The 11,793-nt window shown below is 40.0% G+C and carries 13 protein-coding genes; all 13 read left to right on the top strand.

Annotated elements, in window-relative coordinates; all coding sequences use genetic code 11:
• Positions 1 to 4: 4 nt before the first annotated feature.
• The gene (locus QMD82_00260; protein MDI6850361.1) at positions 5 to 349 is read left to right on the top strand and encodes a ferredoxin family protein; all 345 of its coding nucleotides are present in this window, start codon (positions 5 to 7) and stop codon (positions 347 to 349) included.
• A gap of 12 nt (positions 350 to 361) precedes the next feature.
• A complete protein-coding gene (locus tag QMD82_00265) occupies positions 362 to 784 on the top strand; it encodes a putative zinc-binding protein (GenBank protein MDI6850362.1) in 423 nt (140 codons plus the stop codon).
• A gap of 91 nt (positions 785 to 875) precedes the next feature.
• Positions 876 to 1,928, top strand: coding sequence for a permease (locus QMD82_00270; GenBank protein MDI6850363.1), 1,053 nt, complete (start codon positions 876 to 878; stop codon positions 1,926 to 1,928).
• Positions 1,929 to 1,943: 15 nt separating this feature from the next.
• Positions 1,944 to 2,189, top strand: a complete 246-nt coding sequence (locus tag QMD82_00275; GenBank protein MDI6850364.1) for a thioredoxin family protein — start codon at positions 1,944 to 1,946, stop codon at positions 2,187 to 2,189.
• Between the two features lie 92 nt (positions 2,190 to 2,281).
• Complete coding sequence (locus QMD82_00280; GenBank protein MDI6850365.1) at positions 2,282 to 3,688, top strand: N-acetylmuramoyl-L-alanine amidase; 1,407 nt, start codon at positions 2,282 to 2,284, stop codon at positions 3,686 to 3,688.
• Positions 3,672 to 4,475, top strand: a complete 804-nt coding sequence (gene murI, locus QMD82_00285) for a glutamate racemase (GenBank protein ID MDI6850366.1) — start codon at positions 3,672 to 3,674, stop codon at positions 4,473 to 4,475. Before QMD82_00280 ends, murI begins: the two co-directional genes overlap by 17 nt.
• A gap of 9 nt (positions 4,476 to 4,484) precedes the next feature.
• Positions 4,485 to 5,822, top strand: a complete 1,338-nt coding sequence (gene glnA / locus QMD82_00290) for a type I glutamate--ammonia ligase (GenBank protein ID MDI6850367.1) — start codon at positions 4,485 to 4,487, stop codon at positions 5,820 to 5,822.
• A 17-nt stretch (positions 5,823 to 5,839) separates the two neighbouring features.
• Entirely contained in the window at positions 5,840 to 6,784 is a 945-nt protein-coding gene (locus tag QMD82_00295) for an aspartate carbamoyltransferase catalytic subunit (GenBank protein ID MDI6850368.1), read from the top strand.
• Positions 6,765 to 8,042, top strand: a complete 1,278-nt coding sequence (locus tag QMD82_00300; protein ID MDI6850369.1) for a dihydroorotase — start codon at positions 6,765 to 6,767, stop codon at positions 8,040 to 8,042. The genes QMD82_00295 and QMD82_00300 overlap by 20 nt, the downstream gene beginning before the upstream one ends.
• Positions 8,020 to 9,390 (top strand): metallopeptidase TldD-related protein, encoded by a 1,371-nt coding sequence (locus QMD82_00305; GenBank protein MDI6850370.1) that lies wholly within the window; start codon positions 8,020 to 8,022, stop codon positions 9,388 to 9,390. The genes QMD82_00300 and QMD82_00305 overlap by 23 nt, the downstream gene beginning before the upstream one ends.
• Positions 9,390 to 10,124, top strand: coding sequence for a hypothetical protein (locus QMD82_00310; GenBank protein MDI6850371.1), 735 nt, complete (start codon positions 9,390 to 9,392; stop codon positions 10,122 to 10,124). Before QMD82_00305 ends, QMD82_00310 begins: the two co-directional genes overlap by 1 nt.
• A 1-nt stretch (position 10,125) precedes the next feature.
• Positions 10,126 to 10,593: an SsrA-binding protein SmpB gene (gene smpB / locus QMD82_00315; GenBank protein MDI6850372.1), complete on the top strand. Its 468-nt coding sequence runs from the start codon at positions 10,126 to 10,128 to the stop codon at positions 10,591 to 10,593.
• A gap of 1 nt (position 10,594) precedes the next feature.
• Positions 10,595 to 11,793: pitrilysin family protein (locus QMD82_00320; GenBank protein ID MDI6850373.1), on the top strand; the 1,199-nt coding region annotated here is incomplete at its 3' end.

Genomic DNA, 11,793 nt, shown 5'->3' on the forward strand with positions numbered 1-11,793 from the left:
AATTATGAGCCAAGGAATTAAGCTCGACCCTAAATTTGCTACCTGGAAGGGCGTTCCAAGGGAGGAAATTGAATGGTTTCCAACGATTGACCATGAGAAATGTGTTGGATGTGGAATGTGCGTTGTGTCTTGTGGAAGAAATGTTTTTGATTACGATACCGTAAGGAGAAAGGCTATTGTTGCAAGACCATTAAATTGTATGGTGGGGTGTACTTCTTGTGAAGTATGGTGTATTTACGGTGCCATTTCTTTTCCTGATAGGGATATCGTTAAGGAAATCATCAGGAAAAGGCAGGTACTGGTTAGGGTGAAAAAAGAGCTTGAAGAAAAACTTAAAAACAACAGTTAAGGAGGGGGAAAAATGGATGTAAAAGAAAAGAAATGGAATCTCTTACCAGGATGTCACAAAGATGCTGAAGGCCTCGATATAATCTTTGCTTGCGATGGGGCGGCCAGTGTGGGCCAGGTTGCGAACTATGTTGCAATTGACCTTACAAATAGAAACATTGGAGCGAGAATGTGTTGCACTGCAGCGGTAGGTGCTGGGTCTGAGACACATATCAATATTGCAAAACGTGCGAAACGGGTTATTGTTATCAATGGATGTGCTTCGAAATGTGTTTCAAAGATTTTTGAGAAACTTGGAATAAAAATAGATTTTGAATTCGTGATTCAGGATATGGGTGTGAAAAAGATACCGACTCTGGATATTGATGATGAGGAAGCGAGAAGGATTGCAGATGAAATTGCAGAAAAAGTAGGATACGGGGAAAGGGCGAATTAATTTAAAAAAGGATACTATGAAAGGAGAAAATCCCAAAGGATATCATTGTGGAAGATAATTGATTGATATAAAATAAAAAGGAGCGGGTTTAATGGAATTTCTTCTAAAGATTTTGGAAGGTGGGATTTATGCAATAATTGATTATATTGGAAAACATACAATTACATGCCTTGTTCCTGCCTTTTTCCTTGCGGGAGCGATGGTTACCTTCGTGAATAAGAACAAGGTATTACAATATTTAGGCTCTACATCTCATAAAGCTCTCGCATATATTCTTGCCATTGTCGGAAGTTTTTTAATCGCAGCGTGCTCTTGTACCGTAATTCCCGTTGCCAGTGGACTCTACTTCGCAGGTGCAACAATAGGTGTTGCATTTATCATTCTGTGGGTTGCACCGGCTGCCAACGTCCTTGCCCTTGCTTACACCGGTTCTATTCTTGGCGCTAAGATGGCGGGGGTTAGAATACTCGCAGCGGTGCTTGTAGCAGTTTTAGTGGGATTAGTTATGGATCTTGTCTTTGGTAAGGAAATACGAGATGTTCCTCAAGCACCCAAGCATGTTGCAGATGAGCCACTACTTAGTTTAAAGCATCTAATTTTGATGGTACTTGTACTTTTTTCTCTTCTTATGCCAAATTATCTTGTGAGGACTGGCCCATATATCTATAAAGTGCTGGTATTTTTAGCTTTTGCATCAGTCGTTGTAGTTTATTCTTTATTCACACTAAAGTCAGAAGAGGTTAAGATCTGGTTATCGGAGACGTGGTGGTTTGTAAAAATCATATTTCCCCTAATGTTACTGGGTGTTTTCATCGTTGGGATTGTGGGGGTTTTGTTGCCTCATGAGGTTGTTACCAAATTGGTCGGGAAGAATAATGCAAGCTCTTCCTTCTTCGCTACTTTGTTTGGAGCCATTTCCTATTTTGCCACTATGACGGAAGCGCCTTTTGTTGATAAATTAATGAAGCTTGGAATGGCAAAGGGGCCTGCGCTGGCTCTTTTGCTCACGGGTCCTGGGCTTTCTCTTCCTAACTGGATTGCCATTGCAAGAGTATTTGGAGTTAAGAAAGCTCTCCTTTATGTCCCATTGATAGTATTGCTTGGAACATTTTTGGGGGTTATTTTTGGAAAATATATACTGTAAAAGGAGGAGAAGGCTATGAAGCAGATATTAATACTTGGCTCGGGATGCCCAAAGTGTAAGGCTCTTGAAAAGGTTTTCAGAGATGCAGTGGCCCAGCTTGGTGATCATCTGGAGGTAGTTCATGTTTACGATCCCAAGGAGTTTGCTAAATATGGTGTGATGATAACTCCGGCTGCCGTTATTGATGGTAAAGTAGTCGTAGCAGGAAGAGTTCCCGGGTTGTCAGAGGCAATGGAGATTCTTAAGGCAAATATTGGATAGCGCCGGTTTTCAAATTTTCATGAGGGGGCAGGGCTTTGCCCTGCCCCCTCAGTCTTATTGGAATTACTTGAGCTTTTCTTTAAAATATAGACGTGTGGAGTATTTTCTTACAGGTTTTGTTAGCCTTTGAAACGGTAAAATTCAACCCACTAAATATTGGTGGTGTTGATTTTATCCCTTATAGAGATGTTGTTAACTTTATTAAATGTAAGTCCTTTGTGTCAGATTCTGTTATTGAGCTTCATTCAGCTGCTAAGAAAGCCAGGTTAAATATAGAGAAGAAAAAAGCCTGGCTTGGAAATGATACTATACCCCTCGAGAATGTTTATATTGATGACAGCGCGGTTTTTCTTGATGCAGAAACATGGGCTTATATTTTAACCTGGTTTTCTGAGGCTCAAACCTACTACTGGGATTATAAAAACAAGCGCTATATTATTTCGAAATATCCGCCAAGCGTTAAGAGTTTTGTTCTTGATGGGGATTCGTTGAGAATTGATCATAATAAAGACCTTTCACCCCTTGTTTTTCAAAGTGGTGATACGGTTTACATTTTCATAAAAAGCGGTTTTTACAGCGGCTTGGCAAGCAGAAAGATATATGGGGAGTTTGTTAAAACTGTTCGTATAAGGCACACTTCTGAGGGTGTCACCTTTCTTATAACTCTTAATGATGGTGTGAAGTATTCCGTTTCAAAAAGGCCTATGTCACTGGTTTTGACTTTCCAGGAAAGCGTTCCAACAGAAGTTGGCACTCCTCAAGTTCCTGTTGTTTCTGAAAAAATGGAAGCTCAGTCAGAGAAAACCTATGAAAGAAAAATCAGAGTCGTAGTAATAGACCCTGGACACGGTGGACATGACCCGGGGGCGGTGGCAAATGGAGTTAAAGAAAAAGAAGTAGTTTTGGAGATTGCAAGAAAGGTGAAGAAGAGGCTTGAAAAGCTGGGGATTAAGGTTATTTTAACGAGAAATGGCGATTATTTTGTGACGTTGGGAGAAAGGGCACGGATTGCCCAGAGAAACAAGGCAGACCTTTTTGTTTCGATTCACTGTAATTACGCACCTCGAAGTAGTAAGGCACGGGGCATTGAAACTTACTTCCTTTCCGAAGCCAGAACCGAATGGGAAAGATCTGTGGCCGCCTTTGAAAACTCAGTTATCAAGTATGAAGTTGATAAAAAAGCCGATAATGGTGATATTTTGACCATGATCCTTGGAGATATGGCACAATATGAGTTTTTGAAAGAATCGCAGGATCTTGCTTATTTCGTGCAGGAGTCACTTGTGAACCTTGGTGGTAGCATTGATAGGGGGGTCAAACAGGCCGGATTTTATGTTTTGCAAGGAGTTTATGCACCCTCTGTTCTCGTTGAGGTAGGCTTTTTAACCAATAGAGATGAAGCGAGAAGGCTGAAGGATTACAGGTATCAGGAAAAAATTGCAGAGGCTATAGTCGACGGTATAATAAAGTTTAAAATTGCCTATGAACGAAGCAACTAATAAAAAACCTATAGGAGTATTTGATTCGGGTATAGGTGGTCTTACGGTAGTTAGGGAAATAAGAAAACTTTTGCCGAAGGAAGATATCGTTTACCTTGGTGATTCCGCGCGGGTACCTTATGGAAATAAATCGGTGGAGACGATAAGGAAATTTGGCTTTCAAGATGCAAATTTTCTTGTAAAGATGGGTGTAAAGCTTATCGTCGTTGCGTGTAATACGGTTTCAAGCGTGGCATTGGGTTATTTAAAAGAAACTTTTAAGGATGTCCCTTTTTTTGGAGTTGTGGAGCCCGGTGTTAAGGTCGCAATTAAAGAAACCAGGAGTAGGAGAGTTGGAGTGATTGGAACAATTGCAACAGTGAAAAGTGAGGCCCACAAAAAAATTTTTCCTGAAGGCTATGAAGTCATCGGTAAGGCTTGTCCTCTTTTCGTTCCGCTTGCTGAGGAAGGAATGACATCTGGACCGATAGCAAAAAGTATTGCTGAACATTATCTTTTTGAATTAAAGGATAAGGTGGATACCGTAATACTTGGGTGTACACATTATCCCGTGTTGAAAGCTACAATTAAAGAGGTGTTGGGAGATAAAATAGTACTCGTTGACCCTGCTGAAGAAGTTGCAAAGGAAGTTTATAATTACTTGCAGGCAAATAGGCTTTTAAATAGTGAGGGTGGAAGCTTGGATTTATACTTAACCGATATTCCACCTCACTATGAAAGTCTTATTAGCCTTTTTCTGGGCGAAAGGGCGAATAACATTAGAAAGGTTGACATTGAAAATCTATAAGGGGGGAAAATGGAAGTAAAAACAATCCAGAATTTAATTGAGATGGGTGAGATCAGAGTCGTTGATCTCTGGTTTCAATGCATTCTCGGAAAGTTAAGACATGTCAGTATTGAGCCTTCATACTTTTTGAAGGGGTTTAATAAGGGCATAGGGATTGATGGATCGAGTGTGCCTGGATATGCAGAAGTCCATAATTCAGATATGAGGTTGCTACCTGATCTTGAAAGTGCCTTTATCGACCCAGTGAGGGAAGGAGTTCTTGTAGTCTATTCAGATCTTTATTATTCCGACACCCATGAACCATATCCCGTTTACCCGAGAAATGTACTTCGCAAAGCACTTGAACTTGTAAGGAAACTTGATGTAGCGGAAGAGGTTTATATTCTTCCAGAGTTTGAATTCTATGTATTTCAGGAAGTAGATTTTGATGAAACGGGTTATTATATTGAATTTGTGGAAGGGAAAAGATTGAAATCAAGCTACCATATTGCGGAACCTTACGACGCATTTTTTGAACTCCGGACCGAAATAGTGCAATTCCTTAAGAAAGCTGGAATTAATGTAAAATACCACCATCATGAGGTGGGAGGGTACGGTCAAAACGAGGTTGAACTGGCATTTGGTAATGCACTCAAGGTATGTGATCAGATCGAAACAGCCAAATTTGTCATTAAAAGTGTAGCCGAAAAGTATGGTTTTAAGGCCACATTTATGCCTAAGCCCCTTTTCAATGAGCCAGGAAATGGGTTTCATTTTCATATCTACTTAGCTAGAAAGGGGGAATCTATTTTCTATGGAAATGAAAGAAACCTTGGCCTCAGTAATACGGCTCTTTATTTTATAGGTGGACTTCTGAGGCATGCGCGTGCTCTTAGTGCCTTTGTAAATCCTTCTACAAATTCCTATAAGAGGCTTTACTCAGGTTTTGAAGCTCCTGTTGCCATCACTTATGCACTGGCTAACAGAACAGCAGCGGTCAGAATTCCAGGTTATGCAAAGGGAAAGGATGTAGACATTGAATACAGGCCTCCTGATGCGACAATGAATACCTATCTTGGGATTGCTGCGATTATTCTTGCAGGTTTGGATGGCATAAGGAATAAATTAGATCCTGGAGAGCCTTTTGAAGGGAAAGTGGACATGGAATCTGTTAAGTCTGGAAGGGTTCAGCTTCTCCCGTCTAATTTAAAAGAAGCCTTGGATGCCCTTAAAGAAGATCACCAGTTTTTGACTGTGGACGGAGTTTTTACGGAGGATTTGATCACCAAATGGGTAGATTTGAAGATGGAAGAGTATAATAGGATTAATCTTTTGCCTCATCCGCAGGAATATGTAGATCATTTCTAAGGAGTTAAAAGATGGAGATGCGAATAAAGAGAAAAGATCTTCTGGGTCTTGAAGACCTTACAAGGGAAGAGATTGAGATTATCCTTGAAACTGCAATATCTATGAGAGAAATTCTGGAACGGCCTATTAAGAAAGTTCCTACACTAAAAGGGAAAACCGTTGTGAATATGTTTTTCGAGCCATCTACCAGGACTCAGTCCTCCTTTGATCTTGCAGCTAAGAGACTTTCTGCTGATACCGTGAGCGTTTCCACGAAGGGTTCAGCGGTTCAAAAAGGTGAATCTCTTCTGGATACCCTGTTGAATATCGATGCTATGAAAGCTGATGCTTTTATCATTCGACATTGGGCCTCTGGAGCTCCCCATTTTCTGGCAAGACACACAAAAGCAGCGGTGATAAATGCAGGTGACGGAACGCACGAACACCCTACTCAGGCTCTTCTCGATATGCTGACGATGCAGGACAGGTTTGGCAAAATTGAAGGCCTGAATGTCTTAATTGTAGGTGATATTCTTCATTCAAGGGTTGCTCGATCCAATATTTTCGGACTTAGAAAATTGGGTGCCAATGTGACCTTAGCTGGTCCTCCTCCGCTTTTGCCTGAGTACTTTAAAGAATTTGGTGTTGAGATTTGCTACGATATTGATGAGGCAGTAAAGGGTAAAGACGTTATTATGGCTCTTAGGATCCAGAGGGAAAGATTAGAAGAAGCTTATTTCCCAACTATTCGTGAGTACAGAATGTATTTTGGTATAACCAGAGAAAGGTTAAAAAGAGCCAGTAAAAATGCTGTAATCATGCACCCTGGGCCTGTAAACTGGGGGGTAGAGCTGGACTTTGATCTTCTTCAAGAAAGGGAGTCTTTGATTTTAGACCAGGTTACCAACGGTGTTGCAATAAGGATGGCAGTTTTGTATCTTTTTATACGAGGAGAAAAAGTCCATGAGGAAAAAGCTCTTTAAAGGTGGAATGGTGGTTGATGTAAAGGGGCAAAAAGTTTTAAAAGCTGATGTTTTGGTTGATGAAGGGATTATCGTTGCTGTTGAACCTTCCATTGATTTGTCTGATGCAGAAATTATTGATTGCAATGGTCTTATGCTTATTCCTGGACTTGTGGACATGCACGCTCATCTTAGAGAGCCTGGAGAAGAGCATAAGGAAGATATTGGAACGGGGACTTTGGCGGCTATTCATGGTGGGTATGTAGCTGTTGTCTCTATGCCAAACACAAATCCACCTTGCGATAATAGAAGTGTCGTAGAATACATTATAAGAAGGTCTAAGGAAGAGGATAAAGCTGAAGTTTTACCTTGTGGTGCAATAACAAAGGGTAGAAAGGGTTTGGAATTGGCAGAGCTCGCTGATATGCATGAAGGCGGTGCGGTCGCCTTTTCCGATGATGGAACTTGGGTTCAGCACAGCGGTGTTATGAGGAGAGCCCTTGAATATGTTAAGTTCTTTAATGGTTTCGTTATTTCTCATGCAGAAGATAAAGCTTTAACCTATATGGGGCTTGCTAACGAAAGTGCAATCACTACGAAATTGGGTCTTCGAGGGATGCCCGTGGCTGCTGAGACCATAGCCATTTTCAGGGATTTAGAACTCGCAAAACTTACAGGCGGTCGTTTGCACATCGCCCATGTGAGTTCTAAAAGCAGTGTTGAACTTATAAGAAAAGCAAAGGAAGAAGGAATAAAAGTGACGGCTGAAGTTACACCACATCATCTTTTGTTTGATGAAAGTAAGCTTGTTGAATACGATACTAACTACAAAGTTAACCCTCCATTGAGGAGTGCAGAGGATAGAGAAACCCTTCTTGAAGCACTCAAGGAAGGAGTTATTGATGTGATTGCAACAGACCATGCTCCGCATGCCGATTTCGAAAAGATGGATGAATTTAATGCTGCGCCCTTCGGTATGATATGGCTTGATTTTGCTTTTACTGTTTTGTACGACAATCTTGTCAATTCAGGGAAGATAGATCTTTTCAGACTTGTGAAGAGTATGAGCTTGAGGCCTGCCGAGATATTGGGACTCCAACAACTCGGTGTCATTGAAAAGGGTTACCGAGCCTCTTTCTTCGGGTTTAATCCCGATGCAAAAGTTAGAATTGATAGAGAGTTTATTAAATCAAGGGCATATAATACCCCTTTGTATAATTCTGTGGTAAAGGGTAAAATTGAGTGGACAGTCAAAGATGGGAAAATTTATAGACACTGAAAGATACCATTCAATTGCTCAGGATATAATTAAGGCTTCAAATGGGCAAGTCGTAGAAGTAATGATCGTTCACTCGATTCAAGACAACGCCAGATATATGGAGAGCACAATTACCCAGTATGGAAGGATTAATGAACTTTTCGTTACCGTCAGGGTAAGATTTGGGAATAAAAGTGGTGTCGCTACTACCAATTGCATTACGAAGGATGGCCTTTTAGAGGTAGTGAAAATGGCTGAAGAAAGTGCATTAAACGCAAAAGAGGATCCATTCCTGCCTGATCCTGAGGAACAGAAGGAATTGGAGCATGAACAGGTTGACCCTGCTGTGGCTGAAATGGGTTCTGATGATAAGTGTAGGTTTCTTGGTAGAGTCTTTAAAGAATTTTCTGAAGACTTCATTTTCCACGGCATATTAAGGTCCAGTCTGAATTATGTTGGAGTTTTCAACAATTTAGGTCTGAAAGCCGACTTTTCCTACACTGCTTTAAACCTGACAATGGTTGTTGAAGATGCGGAAGAAAAAGATACTTTTTGGCTACAACACACGAGTCCCGACCTTGATTCTTTAAATTATGATAAGTATTCTCAGAGGATAAGGGAATTTCTAAAAATGGCATATCCGGATGTTCATGTAAAACCAGGGAAATATACAGTGATACTTTCACCCTATGCTCTAAAAGAGGTCTTTGACTTTATGCAATATGTTGGTTTTTCAGCTTCTGCGCTTGAGATGGGAATATCCTTTTTGAAGGGCATGGAGGGGGAAAAAGTATTTGCCGAAGGTTTTACTTTAGAAGATAGGCCTTTAAGGAAGGAGAACTTTTCAATGCCTTTTGATTTTGAAGGGGTTAAGAAAAAGAATCTCACTATTTTTGAGAACGGTGTTTTCAAACATTTTATCTACGATAAGAAACTTGCAAAAAAGTTGGGAAAGAGAACAACTGGTCATGCTTTCGACCTGATAAATTCATTTCCATTGGCGGGGCATTTGGAATTGAGGGGTGGTGAAAAGAGCGTACAGAAACTCATTGAAGAGTCACCAGATGTTATATACATAACGAGGCTCCATTACGTTAATGTACTTGATCCCACAACATTTACTTTAACAGGGATGACAAGAGATGGAACCTTCAGAGTAAGACACGGGAAGCAATGGTCAAGGCTACCTAACTTGAGATTTCAGGTAAGTTTTAAGGAACTTTTCAATAATATAACTGGAATTTCAAGGGAGAGGGAGTATGTAGGGCAACCAGAGTCTTACACTTTGGATCTTCCCGCGGCGGATCTTTTACCATACATTCGGTGTGAGGGCTTTAACGTGATTGGATTCAGCACAGAAGAGGGTTGATGGTTAAGCTTATACTTTTTTTTCAGGCTTTTACCAGTTATCCTTATGAACGGATAGTGTTTTCGCCCTTTGCAATTGCGAATGAGAGAGGATTTTTGATGCAGGAGTATTATAATCCTTCCGTTTTCTGTGGGATTGTTATTTACCCTGCGGGGTTAAAGAGTTTTTCCTCGGGTTTAAGCACCAAAAATTTTGGCTTCAATATTGGGCTTCTCTCGACGGGAAAGGTAGAATCTTACGATTATTATGGGCAGAAAGTAGGTGATTACAGCGCAGGCATTTTACGAGGCAGTGCGGAGGTTAAGATTTCATCCGACTTAGTGAATTTTAGTTATTCGTTAAATGGTATTCGTGCTTACGGCCCCGATTTCAGTGAATCGAGAGCCTGGGTAAATATTGATTTTTACAGAAGTCTTTTTGCTTTTGAAAGCCTGTCTTTGGGATTAACTCTATCCTACGAGTCAGCAGTAAGTCTTTATTTGTTTGGCCCTTACCATTTTGTTGGTGGCGATTTTTACAGCGTTAACGATTACGAGGTTAAGTCAGCCTTTTACTGGTCATCTAAGTTTGCAGGTTTCCTCTTTGGATTTTCATATGCAAACTTATGGGGAGAGAACTTATTTAAGCCCTTTTTTTCCTTAAAGGTAAGGCACAAAAATCTTGGTATTTACTATTTTTACCGAATTGAAAAAGAAACTAATGACATAGTTGGCATCTTGATTTGCTACGAATAAGATGAAGAAAAAACCTGAAAGAATCATCGTGAAAAACCAGAAAGCCTACCACGATTATGAGATTCTGGAGACTTATGAAGCGGGGATTGTTCTAAGGGGTAGTGAAGTTAAGTCAATTAAAGAAGGCAAGGTTTCACTGAAAGAGGCATATGCCGACATAATTGATAATGAGCCTTACATTCTCAATATGCACGTGACGCCTTATGAAAAGGATAAGGTTTCCAAACTAAATCCGACGCGGCCAAGAAAATTATTGCTCCATCGTTATGAGATAAAAAGGCTCATTGGGAAGATTAAGGAGAGGGGACTAACTTTAATACCCCTGATGATTGTTGAGAAAAGAAACTTAATAAAGGTTGTTCTTGGTCTTGGTCGGGGCAAGAAACTATATGAAAAGCGGGAAGAAATTAAGAAGAGGATTGTAGAAAGGGAAATTCAAAGGGCTATGAAGAAGGAGTTCGATTACTAAAATGGAATTAAAAATTTTTAAAGGAACCCTTCCCAATGGTCTCAGAATTGTGGTAAATGAGGATGATGATAGCACAATGATAGCAGCGGCTCTTCTTTACGAAGCCGGAAGTAGAACGGAGCATGAAGGAATTACGGGGATTTCGCACATACTGGAACACATGATGTATAAAGGAACAAAAAATATAGGACCAGAAGAGTATTCAAGAAGAATTCAGAGACTTGGTGGATATGACAACGCCTACACTACAAAGGATTACACTATATATTACGTTTATTTGCCTCCAGGAACTCTCGAGGAATTTCTAAGTATGGAGGCCGATCGAATGGTTAATTTAGAATTGAGAGCTTTTAAAGAAGAGATGGAAGTTATAAAGGATGAGAGAAGGTATTCATCGGTAGATAATCCTCTTGAGTATTTTATGGAGGAATTCTGGAAGAGGCTTTTTAAGGTTCATCCCTATCGTTTCCCAGTTATTGGGCTTGAAAAGGATTTAGACAGAATTAAAGAGGATGATGTACTCGATTATTACAGAAAATTCTATACCCCCGAAAATGCAATTCTTGCGGTGGCGGGAAAGATAAAGTTTGAAGAAGTTAAAGAATTGGCATATAAATATTTTTCCTCTGTAGAGAAAAACAGAAAGCCCGAACTTTCAATACCTGCTGAACCTGAGCAAAATCAAAAAATTGAATTTGAAGTAAAGAGGAAAAATTCAACTCCAATTATTGCTATGGGGTTCAAGATTGTTTCCTTTGGACATCCTCTTGTGCCCACCTTTGATGTTTTGAGTGAGATGATGTGTGGTGGAAAATGGGGAATTCTCGTTAGAGAGCTGGTTTATGAAAGAAATATTTTTGCTTCACTAAAGTGCGAAACAAGCTATCTAAAGGATCATGGAATTTTTGTACTGGTGGGATTACCTTATCCTGGAATTGAAATTAAAGACGCATTGTCTATTCTTGAAGAAAAATTTTATATGGTCATTAGGAAACTCGATGAAAGTTACTTAATTACGGCGAAAAATAAGCTTCTAACTGAGTACTATTTTGACCTTGAATCAGTGAGGGATTTGGTTTTTAACCTGGCTGAGTATGAACTTATGGGCAAATTGGAGGATATTACAAGATATCCTGAAAGTTTGAAAAAAGTTACTTTGGAAGAAGTAAAGGAACTTTTTTCTAAGTATTTCGCTGTGGA

This window comes from bacterium (assembly GCA_030019025.1).
Lineage (GTDB): Bacteria > Hydrothermota > Hydrothermia > UBA1063 > UBA1063 > UBA1063.